Here is a 19,411-nt window from a genome sequence, read left to right on the forward strand (position 1 = left end):
ATTTCCCTATTATTATTGCGCGACCTTCTTATAACTGTCAAACCATAGCGAAGAAAGAAAGATATTTGCTGTTCATTTCAGTTATTTTGCGGTATGATTTAAAATGACAAGAAAACGGATACACAGTGAGAAAAAAAGGGGATGCAGATTTTGATTGAAAAAAGAAAAACGATTCCTTTTCATGAAGCCGCACAAACGATTTTAGACCATACTGAGCCGCTTAAGCCCGAACAAATTCATTTGTTTTTAGCAAAAGGAAGGGTTTTAGCTGAAGAAATTCGTGCGCCATTTGCTGCGCCATATTTTCGCCGGTCAGGCTATGACGGCTTTGCGATTTGTGGGGAAGACGATGCGAATTATCCGATCACACTCCGTGTTGTGGCGGAAGTTCCATGTGGTGAAACATACGATAAACGGCTGAATTCTGGGGAAACGGTCCGCATCATGACGGGAGCAAAAGTGCCTGAGGGAGCGGACAAAGTCATCATGCTTGAACAGTCACTTCCAGCGAAAGGCCGAATGAAATCCGTTTGATTAATACGCAACCAAGTAGCAATATTACAGAAATCGGAGCAGAGTTCAAAGAAGGTGATCTGCTTTTGCCAAAGGGGCATCTCCTGAATGCCGGTTCGATCAGTTTGCTCGCTTCTTTTGGACTGACGAAAGCGCTAGTCATTCCAAAGCCGAAAGTGGCGATTCTTTCGACTGGAAGCGAACTTGTGGAAGCAGGAGAAAAACTTCCGGACGGAAAAATTTATAACAGCAATGAACCGCTTTTAGTGGGACTTGTGGAAGAATATGGCGGGGAAGTTGTGTTTCATGAAGCGTTACAAGATGATTATCAAGCGACACTCAAACGGCTTAAAGACATTGCAGAAACTGTAGATTTGATTTTGACAACAGGAGGCGTTTCGGTCGGTGATTTTGATTTTATGGCAGAAATTGCACGCAGTGAAGCCAAGATGCTGTTTAATAAAATTCAAATGCGCCCAGGTAGTCCAACGACAGCGATGTTATTTGAAAAAAAAATTACTCATTGCGCTTTCTGGAAATCCCGGAGCTTGCTTTACCGGTTTCCATTTATTCGCTGAACCGGCAATCAGGCGGCTTGCTGGACAACATTCAACGATTCGTGAAGTAAATGGGGTAATGGCTCAAGATTATTTGAAAAATAACGGCTATGACCGCTTTTTACGCGCTAAGGCGAGACTTGAAAACGAAACGTACTATGTGGAACCAGTTGGGAGCGACATGTCAAGTTCGCTTGGCAATTTACCGTTTGCGGATTCGCTCGTGATGATTCCGCGAGGCAAAGTCGGAAAAGCAAAGGGAGAAGAGGTACGAGTATGGCTGTTATCCTCCAAGTCGTAGGTTATAAAAACAGCGGAAAAACAACCTTCTTGAATGCGCTAATCCACCAAGCGAAACAAGCGGGATATCAGGTTGCGGCAATTAAGCACGATGCCCATTCGTTTGAGATGGATCATCCGGGAACAGACAGTATGAGCTACAGGGAAAGCGGTGCTGATCATGTGGCACTTGTATCAAGCCGTCAATTTGCATTTTTAAGCAATCACGGCCTTTCACTTCAAGAAGCACTCAAGCAAATGCCGCCAGCCGATTTGATTTTGGTGGAAGGGTATAAAGAGGCCCCGTTTCCAAAAGTGGCGCTTGTACGCAGCTTAGAAGAACTGACCGAATTTGAAGCGACGCTTAGGCAAGTGGCTGTGTTTGCATCAAAGGATTCGCTTGCTTCTTCGCGGATTCGGGAAATCGGGGATCCAGAGCAAATTAAAAATTTGGCAGAATCACTGATAGAGGAGTTTTTACGATGAAATACGTGGCGCTTGTTGAAGAAAAAATTGAAATCGAACCGCTGTTTACGAAACTAATTGATAAAGAGTTCGGAGCAGTCAATACTTTTATCGGCACAATTCGAGAATGGACCGGCGAAATCAGAACGGAAAAAATCAGTTATACCGCTTATCGCGAAATGGCGGTTAAGGAACTTACGAGGCTTGCAGCGGACGTTGAGGAAAAGTATGAAGCAAATGTGGTGGTGGTTCATCGCCTTGGAGAATTAGGCTTATCAGATATTGCCGTATTTATCGGAGTTGCTACGAAACATCGTCATGAAAGCTATGAAGGTTCGCGTTACATCATCGAAGAACTTAAAAAAAAGTGTACCGATTTGGAAAGAAGAATTTGATACAGATAAAATCAGATGGGGTGGTTCAAGTGGTCACTAAAATTAAATTTTTTGCGTTTTTGGCAGAAAAGACCGGTAGCGAAAGCCGCATAAATATTGCAGGTGCAAACAGTGTCGGCGAACTGCGCGATTTGATCAGCAGCGAGTTCCCAGAGATTGCACTCGACCTTTCGAAATGTATGATCGCGATTAACATGGAATTCAAGCAAGATGAAGACCTGTTACCCGAAGAGATCGAGGAAATTGCAGTAATCCCGCCAGTAAGTGGCGGATGAAAAGGAAGTGACCTAACATGGATCGATTAACACACTTCAACGCAGAAAAGCGTGCACAGATGGTAGATGTGACAGAGAAAGATGAAACGAAGCGCGTAGCAGTTGCAGAGGCAAAAATGCTGATGCAGCCGGAAACGCTGTCGCGGATTAAAGACGGGAAAGTTGCCAAAGGTGATGTACTTGCGGTTGCACAAGTGGCAGGAATTATGGCTGCTAAAAAAACGAGCGAACTAATTCCAATGTGCCATCCACTTCTTACATCCAAAGCGGACTTGTCTTTTTCAGACGATGGAGATCGAACGCTGACAATTACGGCAACAGTCGTGACCGTTGGAAAAACAGGCGTCGAGATGGAAGCCTTAACGGCAGCAACAATTGCTGGACTGACCGTTTATGATATGTGTAAGGCAATGGACCGAGGAATGGAACTAAAAGAAGCACGTTTGCTCAAGAAATCGGGAGGAAAAAGTGGCGACTATTCGCCGAAATAGCAGGAGGTTTTAAAATGGAAGTACTTAAAGATCGTTTTGGACGTGCTCATGATTATATTCGCATTTCGGTGACGGACCGCTGTAATTTACGCTGTGTCTACTGTATGCCGGAGGAAGGATTAAAATTTTTACCGCATGAAGAAGTGCTCTCAAAAGATGAAATCATTGAATTTATGAAAGTACTGGTTCAGTTCGGGATTAAGAAAGTACGCATTACGGGAGGAGAGCCGTTACTTCGGACGGACATCGTTGAGATCATCAAGGGAATTGCTGATATTCCTGAAATTGAAGATATTGCCGTCACAACAAATGCGATGTACTTGGCGAAAAAAAGCCGCTGCACTAAAAGAAGCGGGACTTACACGAATTAATGTCAGCTTGGATTCGCTGCATGAAGATCGTTTCCGTGAAATTACGCGAGGCGGACGTCTGCAAAAAGTCTTAGATGGAATAAAAAAAGCAGAAGAGATTGGCCTTTTTCCGATCAAGTTGAATGTGGTATTGATTAAGGGACAGAACGATGACGAAATTTTGGACTTCCTCGAATTTACGAAGGATAAGGATATCAATATCCGTTTTATTGAATACATGCCGATTGGTCATGCTGGAAACAGCTGGAAAGAAAAGTATTTATCCCTAGAAACTATTTTTGAAAAATGCCGGGAACAAGGTTTGGACTATGAAGCCATTGATAATGTACGCGGCAATGGACCATCTGAAAATTATCGTTTGAAGGGTGCAAAAGGTTCCTTTGGACTGATTCATCCGGTCAGCTCGCATTTTTGTGCAAGTTGCAACCGGTTGCGATTAACAGCAGACGGCTACATCAAAGCATGTCTATATTGGGATGAAGAATTAAATATCCGCCCGTTTATCTTAAACAATCCGGAAGAGCTTGTTCGGCTAGTGAAAAAGGCGATTGATAACAAGCCGGAAAATCACGAAATGGCGCTTAAGCTACAAGATGAAGCAACTTCACATCAGCCTACTTGGCGGCGGATGAGTCAAATCGGAGGCTAACCATTAAATGAAAATGCGAAAGGCTGCAAATTTTTTGCAGCCTTTTTCTTTTGATTTCCATAAAAAGAAAAGAAAGTAAAAAAATTGACTTTTCTTTTTTATAGGCGTACACTTAAAATATAGTTACAGAAAGCGCTTTCAAAAACAACAAAGGAGAGATAAGCATGAAATTAGAAGGTAAAGTTGCCATTATTACAGGGGGAGCAGCTGGGATTGGTTTCCAAACTGCATTATTATTTTTAAAAGAGGGAGCAAGCGTTGTCTTCACGGATATTAATCCAAACGAGGGCGAAAAAGCATTGCTTGAACTGAAAAAAGAAAGTGACAAAGTAATTTTTGTTAAACAAGATGTCAGTAAAGAAGATGACTGGCGTATGGTTGTTGAAAAAACGAATGCAACCTTTGGAAAAATTGATATTCTCTTTAACAATGCCGGAATCTACGTGATCAAACCGATTCCTGAAATTACAATGGAAGATTGGAATCGAATGATGGATATTAATGTAACTGGTGTATTCTTAGGACTTAAACACGTCCTTCCTGAAATTGAAAAATCGGGTGAAGGCTCTGTCATTAATGCTTCTTCAATTGCTGGTCTTCAAGGCGGAGCAGGTCATTTAATGTACGGAGCAAGTAAAGGTGCTGTTCGGCTTATGACAAAAGATGCCGCTGCAGAATATGCTTCAAAAGGAATTCGAATTAATTCGATTCACCCTGGTTATATTACAACACAAATGGCAAACTATGCTTCTGAAACCTTACATTTATCAAAACGCGAGTTGGATAAAACTTATCCACTTGGTCGGATGGGTAAACCGGAAGAAGTTGCAAAAATGGTGCTCTTCCTTGCATCAGATGATTCTTCATTCTCAACAGGTGCCGAATTTGTACTTGACGGTGGAGTAACCAATTCAATTTAAACAAAAGCAAAAGCTCTTCCGCCATGGCGGAAGAGCTTTTTTAATGTCATTTGCGTCGTTCCGCAATCAAGTGCGGCATTTCTGCAAGAATTAATTTTTGCATTCCCGTTGATACGGCATTTTTTGAGCCCGGTAGCGCAAAAAAGAGAATATCATTTGCCGTAAAGCCAGCAAAAGCTTGAGAAGCCATGGCTTTAGAGCCAATATCACTATAGCTGATCATTCGGAATAATTCCCCAAATCCCGGAATTTCTTGTTCAACATGTGAGTACAGCGCTTCAAATGTAACATCTCGTTTAGCAAGCCCAGTTCCACCAGTTGAAATAATACAAGCTGGGTTTTCTTCTTCAAGCAGGCTAAAGGCAGCTTGTATTTCACGCGGATCATCACGAACGACTAGGCGCTGAGTTACTTGATGCTTCTCTTTTATAAGTAATTCTGCGATAAGTTGTCCGCTCGTATCAGTTTCAAACGTTCGCGTATCACTGATTGTCAAGATCCCACAGCGAAGATTTAAGGCGTCAGATTGATGCAAGGAAAATCCCTCCTTTTAATTAAAAAAATGCTGGTACACTTTTTTTGCTTCCGCAAGGTCGCTCGTCCCATGAATTAAGACGCGGCCATTTTTGAAAATCGAAAACTCAAACCCGGAAAAAATGAATGAGAGGATGAAGGGATTTTCAGTGTATGAGATTCTTTCCGCTAAGAGCCGCTTGCCAATTTGTGGAAATTCAGCGCGGCTCCGGTTAGGAAGACGAAATTGAACGCTATCTTTCCCACAAAGCAGGATCGGCTGATCAGAAAAAACGAGACTCTCTGACCCCGCTCCGCCACAAGACAAACACTCTTTCCGCTTTTGAATCTTGAGTTTATTAAAGGTCATGTCCCAATTATCGAGCTGATAAAAAGTATTGTATTCAAAGTCTTCATCGAGAAGCATTCTGGTCAAGAGTGAGATCTGAAACCCGGCAACAATCGGAATGAGCGGAGCATGAACCCCGATAATATCACAGCTTGCTTCATTCGTTTGCGGCGTTTCGCCAATCAAGCAAGACAGGCAAGCCGATATAGAGCTTCTGATCGGGTAAAGACTCGCGTATGTTCCGGCGCAAGAAGTATAAATCCAAGGCAAATCATGCTCATGACAAAAGCTGTTTAAAAAAACGACGCGTTGCAAAATTATCTGTGCAGTCAAGAACAGCATCTATTTTCCCTGCGAAATCGGCTAGCGTTTCAGCATTGGCATCATCCACTACTATCTCGATTTTAACGGATTTATCAATATGAAGCAGATGCTCCCGTGCCGCATAGGCTTTCGGCAGTTTAAGCGCTGCATCGCTTTCGGTAAAAAGCGTTTGACGCTGCAAGTTGCTGAGTTCTACAAAGTCTCTGTCAATTAAAGTTAATTCGCGAAAGCCCATTCGAACAGCAAGTTCTGCTGCATAAGTTCCGATGGCGCCAACTCCAACAATAAGTAGGCGGGTTTTGGCGATTTTCTCTTGCCCTGATTTACCGATTTGACTAACGCGCATTTGCCGATCATAGCGATTCATTGAAGCTTCCTCCTCTTTAAAAAATGCCCATTTCAAAACTGAAAGGGGCATTCGTATGAAACTTATCCTAGCAGATCTACATCTGGAGGCAGATAAGAAGGGTTGTTTTCATTAATATGGTCATAGAACATGATACCGTTTAAGTGATCAATTTCATGTTGGACAACGATGGCCGGATATTCACGTAATTTTAACTTCACTGGATTTCCATCTTCATCAAATGCTTCAACCGTAATCCGCTCACTGCGAACAACATAGCCCGGTACATCACGATCGACGGATAAACAGCCCTCACCGCCAGCAAGACAGGCTTGTTGAACAGAATAGCTCTTGATTTTCGGATTATATAAGACATAGCTGTATAGTTTGTCTTTTTCGTCGTGGACATGAACTGCGATAATTCGTTTTGTAACAGCCAGTTGAGGAGCTGCAATACCAACTCCGCCTCGCAGACCATATTTTTCAGCAATTTCTTCATCTTGACTATTTTTTAGAAAAGTCAGCATGTCCCGTCCTAGTTGTTTTTCTTCAGCAGTTAGTGGAAATTGCACTTCCTGCGCCACTTCACGCAAAGCAGGGTGACCTTCCCGAACAATATCATTCATTAAAATCATTTTTCTCGACTCTCCTGTCTTTCATTCTTTCTTTATTGTAACAAAACTTTCTAAAAAAAGGAATGGATTGGGCTATCGCGAAAAAATGAAATTTGTTTCATGGAAAACACGAACCTTCTAGCCGATTAGTCTTTGATTCATTCGGCTTCATTATTGGATTTAACAAGATAAAGTTCGTGATTTCACAAACTTTAAGAAAAATTTTTCTATTTATTTATAAATGGTGTAGTAACAAACGGTTCGTTATATTATATAACAGATCTTGCTTAAATGAAAGATTTTTAGTACAGCTATTGAAAACGAATGATCGTGGTTTTAATGCGGTTGTAAGCGATAAAAAAACAGAGTTTATTATATTGACTTCATCTGGATACTAGTGTAAATTAAAAGAGAAGATTAGTGTATTACTGGTTTTTTGGATGAAAAATAAAACAGATGTTTTTGATCTGAATAAACAGTTTTGATCGCTTGTTAAGTGGAGTTTGTGAACACAAACTGCTTATGACTTCATTTGAAAAATGGTGAACAGTCAGCCACTCTAAACTAAGAGTAGCCAAGTTTTCAAATCTGGGTGATAATGAATGTAGAAGGAAATTTTCCTTAAAAATGATGGGCTTTCGAAACAACGAAGCGGGAAAGAATTTCTTCTATTTTATTATGCTGTCTAAAAACTAGCAGTACATAATCAGGTTTTGTCAAGCAAGTGTTTTATAGGGAATGAATGATGGCGCATTCATTTTCTAATCCTAATTTTTCCTACGAAAGGACGATGTACACAATGGCTTCTAAAACGAAGAAGGCAATTATTGATGTGAAAAAGCAATTTGATGCGGTTTCAGAACAGTTTGAAATGGTTCAAATTTTAAATGAAAAAGGAGAAGTTGTGAATCCTGACATTATGCCGGACATCACTGACGAACAACTCGTTGAACTGATGACTCGCATGGTTTGGACACGCGTACTTGATCAACGTTCAATCTCGTTGAATCGTCAAGGTCGTCTAGGTTTCTATGCTCCAACAGCTGGACAAGAAGCGTCTCAACTTGCAAGCCACTATGCGCTTGAAAAACAAGACTACGTACTTCCAGGCTACCGTGATGTACCACAAATGATTTGGCATGGACTTCCGCTTACAAAAGCATTTCTTTTCTCCCGTGGACACTTTGTTGGTAATCAGTTCCCAGAAGATTTGCATGTTTTGCCTCCACAAATCATCATCGGAGCACAAATCGTGCAAGCTGCTGGTGTGGCACTTGGACTTAAGAAACATAAAAAAGATGCAGTCGTAATCACTTATACAGGTGACGGCGGTTCTTCGCAAGGGGATTTCTATGAAGGAATTAACTTTGCTGGTTCATTCCACGCTCCTGCAATCTTTGTTGTGCAAAATAACCAATTTGCTATCTCGACTCCGCGTGAAAAACAAACTGCGGCTGTAACGCTTGCACAAAAAGCAGTAGCTGCCGGTATCGTCGGTGTTCAAGTAGACGGTATGGATCCACTTGCTGTTTATGCGGTAACTAAATTTGCGCGTGAGCGTGCTGTTGCCGGTGAAGGCCCAACGTTAATCGAAACAATGACTTACCGTTATGGTCCGCATACACTTTCTGGTGATGATCCAACTCGTTACCGTACAAAAGAGCTTGATGGCGAATGGGAACAAAAAGATCCAATCGTGCGTTTCCGTGCTTTCCTTGAAGCGAAAGGCCTTTGGAACGAAGAGAAAGAAAATGAAGTAATCGAAAAAGCAAAAGAAGAAATCAAACAAGCTATTAAAGAAGCAGACGCTACACCGAAACAAAAAGTAACGGACTTGCTTAAAAATATGTATGAAGTTCCAACAGCCAATGTTAAAGAACAATTGGCAATTTACGAAGCGAAGGAGTCGAAATAATCATGGCGCAAAAAACAATGATTCAAGCGATTACAGATGCGCTTGCAGTTGAACTTAAAAACGATGAAAACGTCTTGGTATTTGGTGAAGACGTTGGTAAAAACGGCGGGGTATTCCGTGCAACAGAAGGTTTGCAAGCTGAATTTGGAGAAGATCGTGTCTTTGATACACCACTTGCTGAATCTGGTATCGGCGGTCTTGCGATCGGTCTTGCTCTTGAAGGTTTCCGTCCCGTTCCTGAAATTCAATTCTTCGGCTTCGTATTTGAAGTAATGGATTCTGTAGCGGGTCAAATGGCGCGTATGCGTTATCGTACTGGTGGAACTCGAACAGCTCCTATCACAATTCGTGCTCCATTCGGCGGCGGCGTTCATACTCCTGAACTTCACGCTGACAACTTGGAAGGACTTGTTGCACAGTCTCCGGGTCTTAAAGTTGTTATTCCATCAACACCGTATGATGCAAAAGGACTTTTAATTTCAGCTATTCGTGATAACGATCCTGTTATCTTCCTTGAGCACATGAAACTTTATCGTTCATTCCGTGAAGAAGTTCCAGAAGGTGAATACACAGTTGAAATCGGAAAAGCTGCTGTACGCCGCGAAGGAACAGATGTGTCAATTATCACTTACGGTGCAATGGTTCAAGAGTCGATCAAAGCTGCAGAAGCACTTGAAAAAGAAGGCGTGTCAGTTGAAGTTATCGACCTTCGTACAATCAGCCCGCTTGATACAGAAACAATTATCGCTTCTGTTAAGAAAACGAATCGCGTTGTTGTTGTTCAAGAAGCACAAAAAACAAGGCGGCGTTGCTGCAAACGTGATTGCTGAAATTAATGATCGTGCAATTCTTTCATTAGAAGCACCTGTTATGCGTGTAACTGCTCCAGACAGCGTTTTTCCATTCTCGCAAGCTGAAACAGTTTGGCTTCCAAACCATAACGATATTGTAGAACGTGTGAAAGAAGTTATCGCATTCTAATTTGGCTAATGAACGCAAAAGGAGATTTCCTTTTCGAATTATTGAATAATGGACTAAAACAGGAGGCTTAAAAGTAATGGCATATTCATTTAAATTACCGGATATCGGTGAAGGTATCCATGAAGGCGAAATCGTCAAATGGTTTGTAAAACCAGGCGATAAAATTGAAGAAGACGATTCTTTGTTTGAAGTACAGAATGATAAATCGGTGGAAGAAATCACTTCACCAGTTTCTGGTACAGTAAAAGAAATCAAAGTAGCAGAAGGTGTAGTAGCAACAGTTGGTCAAGTGCTGATCACTTTCGATGGTGTTGAAGGTCATGAAAATGACGCAGAAGAAGCAAGTGCTGAAACAGCTACACCAGCAGAAGCAGCAGCTCCGGCACCGGCAGCTTCAGGTGCTGGAATCTTTGAGTTCAAACTTCCAGATATTGGGGAAGGCATTCACGAAGGCGAAATCGTTAAATGGTTTGTAAAACCAGGCGATAAAGTAGAAGAAGATCAATCGATTTTTGAAGTGCAAAATGATAAATCAGTAGAAGAAATTACTTCGCCAGTTGATGGAACTGTTAAAGATATCTTAGTTGGCGAAGGAACTGTTGCAACAGTTGGACAAGTACTGATCACATTTACTGGCGACTTTGAAGGAACGGCAAGTTCTGCTTCTGCACCAGTTGAAGCGGCTCCTGTAGCTGAAAAAGCACCAGCAGCGCCAGTTCAAGGTGGAAACGGTGTACCATCAGCGGCTAAAGATCCAAACGGTTTAGTGATTGCAATGCCGTCAGTGCGTAAATATGCACGTGAAAAAGGCGTAGATATTCGTCAAGTTGCGGGCTCAGGCAAGAATAACCGTATTTTAAAAACGGACATCGATGCTTACCTAAACGGCGACCAAAAAGCGGCTCCGCAAACTGAAGCAGCTGTTCAAACTGAAACGGCTTCTAAACCAGTAGCGGAAGTGAAGAAACCAGTTCCTGCGGCAGGAGAAGAGTTCCCAGAAACACGCGAAAAACTGACACCAACACGTCGTGCAATTGCGAAAGCAATGGTAAACTCGAAGCATACAGCACCGCATGTAACGTTGATGGATGAAATCGAAGTTTCTGCACTAATGGCTCACAGAAAACGTTTCAAAGAAGTTGCGCTTGAAAAAGGAATTAAATTGACATTCCTTCCATATATGGTGAAAGCATTAGTAGCTACACTAAAAGAATTCCCTGTTCTCAATACAACAATGGATGATGCAACAGAAGAATTAATTTACAAACACTACTATAATATCGGAATTGCAGCAGATACAGATCACGGTTTGTATGTACCAGTCATCAAACATGCAGACATGAAATCAGTCTTCGCAATTTCGGATGAAATCAATGAACTAGCTGTAAAAGCAAGAGACGGCAAACTAACAGCAGACGAAATGAAACACGGATCTGCGACGATTTCAAACATTGGTTCCGCTGGCGGTCAATGGTTTACTCCAGTAATCAACTACCCAGAAGTAGCTATTTTAGGTGTTGGACGTATTGCTGAAAAACCAATCGTAAAAGACGGCGAAATCGTAGCTGCTCCAGTTCTAGCGTTGTCGCTAAGCTTTGACCACCGTGTCGTTGACGGAGCTACGGCTCAAAAAGCAATGAATAACATTAAACGTTTGCTTAATGACCCAGAATTATTACTAATGGAGGCGTAAAATAATGGTTGTAGGAGATTTTCCAGAAGAAAGAGATACAATAGTTATCGGTGCTGGCCCCGGCGGTTATGTTGCTGCGATTCGTGCAGCACAACTTGGACAAAAAGTAACGATCATTGAGAAAGAATACTACGGCGGAGTTTGTTTAAACGTGGGTTGTATTCCTTCAAAAGCTTTGATTACAATCGGTCACCGCTTTAAAGAAGCTAGAGGTTCCGAACACATGGGAATCAAAGCGAGCGATGTTGATTTAGATTTCACAAAAGCGCAAGAATGGAAAGGCAGTGTTGTAAGCAAACTTACAACTGGCGTTCAAGGCTTGCTTAAAAAGAATAAAGTAGAGATGGTAAAAGGGGAAGCATTCTTTGTTGACGAACATTCACTTCGTGTTATTCATGAAGATTCTGCTCAAACCTATACATTTAACAATGTCATCATCGCAACAGGATCACGTCCAATTGAAATCCCTGGATTTAAATATGGCAAACGTGTATTAAGTTCAACAGGTGCGCTTGCACTAACAGAAGTACCGAAAAAACTTGTCGTTATCGGCGGTGGTTACATCGGAACTGAACTTGGCGGTGCATTTGCCAACCTTGGAACAGAACTTACAATTCTTGAAGGCGGTCCAGAAATTTTACCGACTTACGAAAAAGACATGGTTTCACTTGTTAAACGCAGCTTGAAAAAGAAAAATGTTGAACTCGTAACAAAAGCACTTGCGAAGTCTGCTGAGGAAACTGAAAACGGCGTGAAAATCACGTATGAAGCAAATGGAGAAACACATACCATTGATGCCGATTACGTACTCGTAACAGTAGGACGTCGTCCAAATACTGATGAAATCGGTTTAGAACAACTTGGAGTTAAAGTATCCGAACGTGGATTAATTGAAGTTGATAAACAAGGCCGTACAAATATCCCGAACGTATTCGCAATCGGTGATATCGTTCCTGGCGTTCCACTTGCGCATAAAGCAAGCTATGAAGCAAAAGTAGCTGCCGAAGCAATTGCAGGAGAAAAAGTAGAAAATGATTATACAGTGCTTCCTGCTGTTGTATTCAGTGATCCTGAACTTGCAACAGTCGGCATGACTGAAAAAGAAGCAAAAGAAAAAGGAATCGACGTAAAAGCATCGAAATTCCCGCTTGGCGGAAATGGCCGTGCTTTGTCGCTTGATGCCCCTGAAGGATTCGTTCGACTTGTAACACGCAAAGAAGACGGTCTTGTACTAGGTGCTCAAGTTGCCGGAATCAATGCATCCGATATCATCTCAGAAATCGGTCTTGCGATTGAAACAGGTGTAACTGCGGAAGATATCGCGCTAACTATCCATGCTCACCCTTCACTTGGTGAGCTTACGATGGAAGCGGCAGAACTTGCACTTGGGCGTCCAATCCACATGTAAAACGAATACGCTGTTTACGAAATAATTGTAGACAGCGTATTTTTTTGTTAGAATAGGTGTAGCGCAAAAAGAAAGTTTATTTCACAAATCCAATCAGAATCCAGGTGTAAAAAATGGAAAGACATTTTCATGTCCCGCGTTTTCTTTTCGTCATTTTGATGATACTTGCAGGCAGCTTTTTTGTTCTGACGCTAGTGAATTTCGGTGTGGGTTTCATCCATGAAATGCACGCGACAGATGGATGGCGAGCAGTAGTCAGAATTATTATGACGCCATTTACGCATCCCGTTGTGGCTCTTCCGATCGCAAGTGTGATCTTGCGTTATGCGGTTGTTTTCATTCTCAACTATCTCGTTCCGGTATTCTTCGTGGTCGGCATGTACTTCGCACGAATCGACTATTTGGAAAGACATTCAGAAAGAGAAGCGCACAGCTACTAATCATAACAAAGGACTTCAGTTGACAAGGGGCTGAAGTTTTTCTTATATTCGCGAAAAGGAGCCGCTTCTGAGCTCTTTTTTTTGTAAAAAAATTTTGGGACATGCTAAAATAAAATGAGGGAAAATGGTGGAAAGAAACGAGCCGGATTTTGGCTGCGTAAGCTATTTTTCGCCTTATCAATTAGAAAATACTTAGAGGAGGGGAAGTCGTGAACTACAGCTACCCGCTCAATCCTGACTGGACAAAAGATGAAATTGTGACAGTCGTCAAATATTTCGAGATGATTGAGAGAGCCTATGAAAAAGGAGTAGGCGCAGAAGCACTCAAGGACAGCTATCGAGCGTTTAAAAATATTGTCCCGTCAATCGGCGAAGAGAAACAACTTGGACGCGAATTTGAAGCTGCAAGCGGCTATTCGCCTTATCAAGTGATGAAACTTGTTAAACATGCAACCACAAGTACAATTAAAATGCAGCCTTAACTAGAAAAAGGAGGAATTGAGTTGGATATTAGTCAAATTAAAGCAGCAGAAGTAAAACCGGAATCAGGTATTCATTTAACAAAAAGCGATGCGGCGAAAGTGAAAGTGATGTCATTTGTCAATTTGCGTTGCCCATTTTGCCGTAAATGGCATCAAGAGTCACGTGAAGTACTTTCGCGTTTTATTGAAGAAGGTAAAATCGAGTTAATTATCAAACCGTTTGACAAAGAAAAAGAATCTCTTCAACGTGGTAATGTTACCCATCGTTATTTAAACTACGATACACCGTTTGAAACATGGGAAGTGATTGATAAAATTTATGAAACACAGGATGAATGGGGTAGCTTGACACTTTCAGAAGTTGCCGAATTTATGGAACAAAAATTAGGCTTGACGGAGCAGAACAACGAAGAAGCTTCTGAAGCTATTATTTCGGAAGCAGGACGAGCGAATGTCATTTTTGTGCCGACTGTTGTTGTTGGCGAGCATATCTTTGATGAACATATCACACCAGCAGAACTTGAAGCTCTTTTAAACAAAGAATATGCCAAATAAAAAAAGTACCGGCGAGCCGCCGGTACTTTTTCTGCATTATTAAAAGAACTTTCTCCGCCAAAAAACAAAAGCGAGTATCCCAGCAATTCCAAACGAAATGCCAAGAGTTAAAATCCAAGCGAGCGGCAAGTCCATGAACGGCAAATGAACGTTCATGCCATAGAAACTAAATACCATCGTTGGAATCGTCAAAATGATCGTGAATGACGTCAAGAACTTCATGACAATATTCATGTTGTTTGAAATAATCGAAGCATAAGCATCCATCATTCCACTTAAAATGTTAGAATGAACTTCCGCCATTTCAATTCCTTGCCGATTCTCAATGATCACATCTTCAAGTAAATCTTGATCTTCATCATACATTTTGACAATATTTTGGCGCATCATTTTGTCAAGCACAAGCTTGTTTGATTTAAGAGCAGTAACAAAATAAACCAAACTTTTTTCGATCCCCATAAGATCATAAAGCTGTTTATTTTTCATCGATTCATGTAATTCTTTTTCAATTTCATCTGTTTGACGATTTAACCGTTTTAAGTGCCGCAAAAACTGTGTGGAAATCAAATAAAGAATTTGCAGTGCAAACCGTGTTTTCATGTGTGTGTAAAATCCTTTGATGCGGCGTTTAATAAACGATTGAACAATGGAAGAATCAATCGTACAAATCGTAATAAAATAATCTTTTGTTAAAATGATCCCCATTGGAATCGTTTCAAATGAAGCATAATGAATTTCATCTTCATCTACAACAGGAAAGTCACAGATGATTAAAACAGAATCCGTATCATCATCACGTTCAATCCGAGCACTTTCATCTTTATCGAGCGGATCTTCTAAAAATTCAAGCGGAATATTATATTCATCCGCAATTTGGTTGATTTCTTCTGAAGTGGGGGCAACGATATTCAGCCAAGCATTACGTTCAAGAGTTTCAAGTTCCTCAAGCTGACCCGCTGCGTTTGATTTGAAAATTTGGTGCATCTTTTTAACCTCCTAAATTCTTTCGATCAAGCAGGTTCATAGCACCTCAAAAAGGGATAATCTAAGGCAGAATGAACCGGCTTGTTTAAACTTCGATGCGGATCAGGTTCGCTTGATTTTTGGTTCAATTTCTTCATTAGATCACTTCCTTTTTCTTTACTCAACTCCACCATTATAACGAGTTTGACAGCATTTGTACATCGTTATTTTAACGAGAGCAGATAAAGCGGTAAAAGCTCGTCAAACACTGACTCGACTTCTACCAAAAAACTGTCAGATGATTTTAAAATCGGATCATTTTCATGATAAATTTTCCCTACCAAAAACTCTCCTTTTTTCACATCGCGAAAACGCGTCAGCGCACTTTCAAGCACCTCTTGCTCAAGCGGATAAGTAGTCGGAACCATATGATCCTTCGAAATGCTGAAACCTGTCATATCAAGAAAAATACGCTGGTTTTTAAGAAAACGCTCCGCAATTTTGGTGCGATCCGTGTTTTCATAAATAAAAGCTAACCAAACAAAAACGTAATCACCGTATAGTCCCACTTGAAAGTGTGGGTGTTTTTTATAGCCACGCTTATCATTCGCGATAGCGAACCATGTGCTGTCAGGCGGATTCACCGAACGGCGGGCATGTCGAGCAATATGTAAAAACATTTCCGTGCCGAGCCTCAAACTAAGGAACGACGTAAGTGTCTCTCCAAATGATTTAAACTTAGGCTGTATTTCTGTTTGGATTGCTTCCATCCGTTCTTCAAGTCCAGGCGTCCGCATCGCTTTAAAGTCTTTTTTAGAAAAAGCATCTGTCATATCAATTTCCTCCTCGTCAAACAATCGCATTCATTTCATTATATAAAAGATACCGCCGCATAGCAAAACAACAAGCTTTCTTCACAATGAGTATTCGGCTGTGCTACAATAAAGGATATTAGATTTGGAAGGGACGGCGGACACATGCAAGCCACTGAAATAAAACGAGCTAAAAAAATGGTAGAAGCTTTTTTAGGGGAAGCTAAAAAAAAATGATTGAGGCTTCTTTTGCGAGAGATCTCCTAATCGAAACAAAATCGAATCGCAATGATCTTGTAACCGAAGTTGACCAAGCAGTTGAGGCTTTGTTCACCCGCTATGTAAACAAAAACTTTCCTGAGCACCGCATCTTCGGTGAAGAAAATGCAGCCCATAAATTAACCACCCTTGATGGTCCTGTTTGGATTATCGATCCCATTGACGGCACATTAAATTTTGTTGAACAAAAGCGCAATTTTGCTATCTCGGTGGCTCTTTATATAGAGGGCGTTGGCGAATTCGGTGTCGTTTATGATGTTGAGAAGGACGAACTCTACAGCGGCGAACGCGGAAATGGTGCTTATATGAACGGCGAAAAGCTTCTTCAAGTTGAGACTAAAGAAGGCCTTGCCGATAATCTTTTGATTGCGAATGTAAGTGCTGTGAAACTGTATCCCAAACTTGCTGATGCAATTGAAGCATCACGTGGACTTAGGCTGTATGGAGCGGCTTCGCTTGAATATATGGCGGTAGCAGCTGGGCGTGCCGGTGCCTATTTATCAGCAAACCTTGCGCCGTGGGATGTTGCGGCAGCCAAAATTATTGCAGAAGAACTCGGCTGTGTAGTGACAAGACTTTCTGGCGAAGAAATCAATATGCTTGAAAAAGGGACGTCACTTGTTGCAATGCCGCACGTATACGAGGAGCTACGTTCAACCTATTTAAAGTAAAAAAAAATTCGCAGTATCCAAACAAATTGGTTTTCTAGAAAGAAGAGTTGTGCTATAATTGTCTAGTTGAATTTAACGAATCGATCGCTGCAAGAGGAAAATAGTTGTTATTTTCCTCTTTCTTTAGGCTTAAAATGCGGCAGATCTTGATATAAAAAGTTTAAGGGCCAGCTTTTCGTTTAAAAACGACTGAAAACCCATTTTTTAGGAGGAAACAAGAAAGTGAAACTAAGAGAAGATATTCGTAATATCGCCATTATTGCCCACGTTGACCATGGGAAAACGACGCTTGTCGATGAATTATTGAAACAATCCGGAACATTCCGTGAAAATGAACATGTTGATGAGCGCGCGATGGACAGCAATGACATCGAACGTGAACGCGGTATCACGATTTTAGCAAAGAACACAGCGATCAATTATAAAGGAATCCGTGTGAACATTATGGATACTCCTGGACACGCCGATTTTGGTGGTGAAGTAGAACGGATTATGAAAATGGTTGATGGTGTTTTGCTCGTAGTCGATGCTTACGAGGGAACAATGCCGCAAACGCGTTTCGTACTAAAAAAAGCGCTTGAGCAAAATTTAACGCCGATTGTTGTCGTTAACAAAATTGACCGTGACTTTGCACGTCCAGAAGAAGTAGTCGATGAAGTTTTGGAACTTTTCATTGAGCTAGGCGCAAACGATGATCAGCTTGAATTCCCAGTTATCTATGCTTCCGCAATTAACGGAACTTCAAGTGAAGATTCTGATCCGGCAAAACAAGAAAAAACGATGGAGCCGCTTTTAAATACCATCATTGAACATATTCCAGCACCAGTTGATAATAGCGACGAACCGCTTCAATTCCAAGTTTCGCTGCTCGATTATAACGACTATGTCGGTCGAATTGGTATCGGACGTATTTTCCGCGGAACGATGCATGTTGGACAAACCGTTGCACTGATGAAACTAGACGGGACAGTAAAACAATTCCGCGTAACGAAAATGTTCGGTTTCTTCGGATTGAAACGTGAAGAGATCAAAGAAGCAAAAGCAGGCGACTTGATTGCACTTTCAGGTATGGAAGATATTTTCGTCGGGGAAACGGTAACTCCGTTTGACCATCAAGACAAGCTTCCAGTTCTTCGAATTGATGAACCGACACTTCAAATGACTTTCGTTACGAATAACAGTCCATTTGCTGGTCGTGAAGGTAAGCATGTAACGAGCCGTAAAATTGAAGAACGTTTAATGGCCGAGCTTCAAACAGACGTTTCGCTGCGCGTTGAACCAACAAGTTCGCCAGATGCATGGACAGTATCTGGACGCGGTGAACTGCATTTGTCGATTTTGATTGAAACGATGCGCCGGGAAGGCTATGAACTTCAAGTTTCTAAACCGGAAGTTATTATCCGCGTTGTTGACGGTGTTCAGTGTGAACCAGTGGAAGATGTACAAATTGATACACCGGAAGAATTTATGGGGGCTGTTATCGAATCAATCAGCCAACGTAAAGGTGAAATGCAAAATATGATCAACGACGGGAACGGTCAAGTGCGTTTACAGTTTAAAGTACCTGCTCGTGGTTTGATTGGTTATACAACTGATTTCCTTTCCATGACACGTGGATACGGAATTATCAACCACACATTCCTAGATTATGAACCAATGCAAACAGGTCGTGTCGGCGGACGCAGAAACGGTGCGCTTGTTTCGATGGAAACTGGGAAAACAACGACATACGGGATTATGCAAGTGGAAGATCGCGGAACTATTTTTGTGGAACCGGGAACTGAAATTTATGAAGGTATGATTGTTGGGGAAAACAGCCGTGAAAATGATATTGCGGTTAATATCACGAAAGCAAAACAAATGACTAACGTTCGTTCTGCAACGAAAGATCAAACCAATGTCATTAAAAAACCGCGTCAAATGTCGCTTGAAGAATCACTAGAATTCTTAAACGATGATGAGTATTGTGAAGTAACACCTGAAAATGTGCGTCTTCGTAAGAAAATCTTAAATAAAAATGAACGTGAAAAAGCAGCAAAACGCAAGAAAAGTGCGGAATAACTGTGATTAATAAGGAGACGGCGCCTGCGGGCGCCGTCTTTTGCTTTTTTAGGCGCATTGCGGATATCAATTTCTAAGGGAGACTTGCAG

18 protein-coding genes and 4 pseudogenes are annotated in these 19,411 nt (G+C 41.4%); 17 read left to right on the forward strand and 5 right to left on the reverse strand.

From position 1 onward, the window contains the following. Positions 1-150 precede the first annotated feature (150 nt). From MFLO_RS04970 to MFLO_RS05000, 7 genes and pseudogenes are all read left to right on the forward strand, one after another. Positions 151-1,371 (forward strand): annotated as a pseudogene (locus MFLO_RS04970) (molybdopterin molybdotransferase MoeA). Further along, positions 1,347-1,835, forward strand: a complete 489-nt coding sequence (gene mobB, locus MFLO_RS04975) for a molybdopterin-guanine dinucleotide biosynthesis protein B (RefSeq protein ID WP_036096771.1) — start codon at positions 1,347-1,349, stop codon at positions 1,833-1,835. The pseudogene MFLO_RS04970 and the gene mobB overlap by 25 nt, the downstream one beginning before the upstream one ends. Then, positions 1,832-2,249: pseudogene (locus tag MFLO_RS04980) on the forward strand (molybdenum cofactor biosynthesis protein MoaE). Before mobB ends, MFLO_RS04980 begins: the two are co-directional and overlap by 4 nt. Next, positions 2,239-2,484 carry a molybdopterin converting factor subunit 1 gene (gene moaD / locus MFLO_RS04985; RefSeq protein ID WP_036096772.1) on the forward strand — a complete coding sequence of 82 codons (246 nt, stop codon included), beginning with the start codon at positions 2,239-2,241 and terminating at the stop codon, positions 2,482-2,484. Before MFLO_RS04980 ends, moaD begins: the two are co-directional and overlap by 11 nt. 17 nt (positions 2,485-2,501) lie before the next feature. Continuing rightward, positions 2,502-2,975 carry a cyclic pyranopterin monophosphate synthase MoaC gene (gene moaC, locus MFLO_RS04990; RefSeq protein WP_036096774.1) on the forward strand — a complete coding sequence of 158 codons (474 nt, stop codon included), beginning with the start codon at positions 2,502-2,504 and terminating at the stop codon, positions 2,973-2,975. Positions 2,976-2,989: 14 nt separating this feature from the next. Then, positions 2,990-3,995, forward strand: a pseudogene (moaA, locus tag MFLO_RS04995) (GTP 3',8-cyclase MoaA). A gap of 164 nt (positions 3,996-4,159) precedes the next feature. Further along, positions 4,160-4,915: an SDR family NAD(P)-dependent oxidoreductase gene (locus MFLO_RS05000; RefSeq protein WP_036096775.1), complete on the forward strand. Its 756-nt coding sequence runs from the start codon at positions 4,160-4,162 to the stop codon at positions 4,913-4,915. A 46-nt stretch (positions 4,916-4,961) separates the two neighbouring features. On the opposite strand, the gene MFLO_RS05005 is transcribed toward MFLO_RS05000, so the two are convergent. From MFLO_RS05005 to def, 3 genes and pseudogenes are all read right to left on the reverse strand, one after another. Next, positions 4,962-5,450 (reverse strand): MogA/MoaB family molybdenum cofactor biosynthesis protein, encoded by a 489-nt coding sequence (locus MFLO_RS05005; RefSeq protein WP_036096777.1) that lies wholly within the window; start codon positions 5,448-5,450, stop codon positions 4,962-4,964. A 15-nt stretch (positions 5,451-5,465) separates the two neighbouring features. After that, positions 5,466-6,468: pseudogene (locus MFLO_RS05010) on the reverse strand (ThiF family adenylyltransferase). A gap of 62 nt (positions 6,469-6,530) precedes the next feature. Continuing rightward, a complete protein-coding gene (gene def, locus MFLO_RS05015) occupies positions 6,531-7,082 on the reverse strand; it encodes a peptide deformylase (protein WP_036096778.1) in 552 nt (183 codons plus the stop codon). Positions 7,083-7,860: 778 nt separating this feature from the next. Here def and pdhA point away from each other — a divergent pair. The 8 genes from pdhA to MFLO_RS05050 all read left to right on the forward strand — a co-directional run bounded on the left by pdhA (position 7,861) and on the right by MFLO_RS05050 (position 14,535). Then, entirely contained in the window at positions 7,861-8,976 is a 1,116-nt protein-coding gene (pdhA, locus tag MFLO_RS05020) for a pyruvate dehydrogenase (acetyl-transferring) E1 component subunit alpha (RefSeq protein ID WP_036096780.1), read from the forward strand. 2 nt (positions 8,977-8,978) lie between these two features. After that, on the forward strand, positions 8,979-9,806 hold the full coding sequence (locus MFLO_RS05025) for an alpha-ketoacid dehydrogenase subunit beta (protein ID WP_338151501.1): 828 nt from the start codon (positions 8,979-8,981) through the stop codon (positions 9,804-9,806). Then, positions 9,754-9,957: a transketolase C-terminal domain-containing protein gene (locus MFLO_RS16955; protein ID WP_338151502.1), complete on the forward strand. Its 204-nt coding sequence runs from the start codon at positions 9,754-9,756 to the stop codon at positions 9,955-9,957. The genes MFLO_RS05025 and MFLO_RS16955 overlap by 53 nt, the downstream gene beginning before the upstream one ends. Positions 9,958-10,033: 76 nt before the next feature. Continuing rightward, on the forward strand, positions 10,034-11,650 hold the full coding sequence (locus MFLO_RS05030) for a dihydrolipoyllysine-residue acetyltransferase (RefSeq protein ID WP_036096782.1): 1,617 nt from the start codon (positions 10,034-10,036) through the stop codon (positions 11,648-11,650). Positions 11,651-11,654: 4 nt separating this feature from the next. Next, on the forward strand, positions 11,655-13,058 hold the full coding sequence (lpdA, locus tag MFLO_RS05035; protein WP_036096784.1) for a dihydrolipoyl dehydrogenase: 1,404 nt from the start codon (positions 11,655-11,657) through the stop codon (positions 13,056-13,058). 113 nt (positions 13,059-13,171) lie between these two features. Beyond that, on the forward strand, positions 13,172-13,498 hold the full coding sequence (locus MFLO_RS05040; protein ID WP_036096785.1) for a hypothetical protein: 327 nt from the start codon (positions 13,172-13,174) through the stop codon (positions 13,496-13,498). 209 nt (positions 13,499-13,707) lie between these two features. Next, positions 13,708-13,980, forward strand: coding sequence for a UPF0223 family protein (locus MFLO_RS05045; RefSeq protein ID WP_036096786.1), 273 nt, complete (start codon positions 13,708-13,710; stop codon positions 13,978-13,980). Positions 13,981-14,001: 21 nt separating this feature from the next. Next, positions 14,002-14,535, forward strand: a complete 534-nt coding sequence (locus tag MFLO_RS05050) for a DsbA family protein (RefSeq protein WP_036096787.1) — start codon at positions 14,002-14,004, stop codon at positions 14,533-14,535. A 39-nt stretch (positions 14,536-14,574) separates the two neighbouring features. Here the strand turns inward: MFLO_RS05050 and MFLO_RS05055 are convergent, their stop codons facing one another. Further along, the gene (locus tag MFLO_RS05055) at positions 14,575-15,519 is read right to left on the reverse strand and encodes a magnesium transporter CorA family protein (protein WP_036096789.1); all 945 of its coding nucleotides are present in this window, start codon (positions 15,517-15,519) and stop codon (positions 14,575-14,577) included. Between the two features lie 203 nt (positions 15,520-15,722). Beyond that, complete coding sequence (locus tag MFLO_RS05060) at positions 15,723-16,331, reverse strand: DUF1054 domain-containing protein (RefSeq protein ID WP_036096790.1); 609 nt, start codon at positions 16,329-16,331, stop codon at positions 15,723-15,725. A 212-nt stretch (positions 16,332-16,543) separates the two neighbouring features. On the opposite strand from MFLO_RS05060, the gene MFLO_RS05065 reads away from it, so the two are divergent. After that, on the forward strand, positions 16,544-17,260 hold the full coding sequence (locus MFLO_RS05065; protein WP_241433547.1) for an inositol monophosphatase family protein: 717 nt from the start codon (positions 16,544-16,546) through the stop codon (positions 17,258-17,260). A gap of 222 nt (positions 17,261-17,482) precedes the next feature. Further along, a complete protein-coding gene (typA, locus tag MFLO_RS05070) occupies positions 17,483-19,321 on the forward strand; it encodes a translational GTPase TypA (RefSeq protein WP_036096791.1) in 1,839 nt (612 codons plus the stop codon). Positions 19,322-19,411: the final 90 nt, after the last annotated feature.

This window comes from Listeria floridensis FSL S10-1187 (assembly GCF_000525875.1).
Classification (GTDB): Bacteria; Bacillota; Bacilli; order Lactobacillales; family Listeriaceae; genus Listeria; species Listeria floridensis.

Excerpts from the sequence above, each read along its gene's own strand:
- mobB (WP_036096771.1), top strand. The coding sequence starts at position 1,347 with ATGGCTGTTATCCTCCAAGTCGTAGGTTATAAAAACAGCGGAAAAACA.
- moaC (WP_036096774.1), top strand. The coding sequence starts at position 2,502 with ATGGATCGATTAACACACTTCAACGCAGAAAAGCGTGCACAGATGGTA.
- MFLO_RS05000 (WP_036096775.1), top strand. The coding sequence starts at position 4,160 with ATGAAATTAGAAGGTAAAGTTGCCATTATTACAGGGGGAGCAGCTGGG.
- def (WP_036096778.1), bottom strand. The coding sequence starts at position 7,082 with ATGATTTTAATGAATGATATTGTTCGGGAAGGTCACCCTGCTTTGCGT.
- pdhA (WP_036096780.1), top strand. The coding sequence starts at position 7,861 with ATGGCTTCTAAAACGAAGAAGGCAATTATTGATGTGAAAAAGCAATTT.
- MFLO_RS05025 (WP_338151501.1), top strand. The coding sequence starts at position 8,979 with ATGGCGCAAAAAACAATGATTCAAGCGATTACAGATGCGCTTGCAGTT.
- MFLO_RS05030 (WP_036096782.1), top strand. The coding sequence starts at position 10,034 with ATGGCATATTCATTTAAATTACCGGATATCGGTGAAGGTATCCATGAA.
- lpdA (WP_036096784.1), top strand. The coding sequence starts at position 11,655 with ATGGTTGTAGGAGATTTTCCAGAAGAAAGAGATACAATAGTTATCGGT.
- MFLO_RS05040 (WP_036096785.1), top strand. The coding sequence starts at position 13,172 with ATGGAAAGACATTTTCATGTCCCGCGTTTTCTTTTCGTCATTTTGATG.
- MFLO_RS05055 (WP_036096789.1), bottom strand. The coding sequence starts at position 15,519 with ATGCACCAAATTTTCAAATCAAACGCAGCGGGTCAGCTTGAGGAACTT.
- MFLO_RS05060 (WP_036096790.1), bottom strand. The coding sequence starts at position 16,331 with ATGACAGATGCTTTTTCTAAAAAAGACTTTAAAGCGATGCGGACGCCT.
- MFLO_RS05065 (WP_241433547.1), top strand. The coding sequence starts at position 16,544 with ATGATTGAGGCTTCTTTTGCGAGAGATCTCCTAATCGAAACAAAATCG.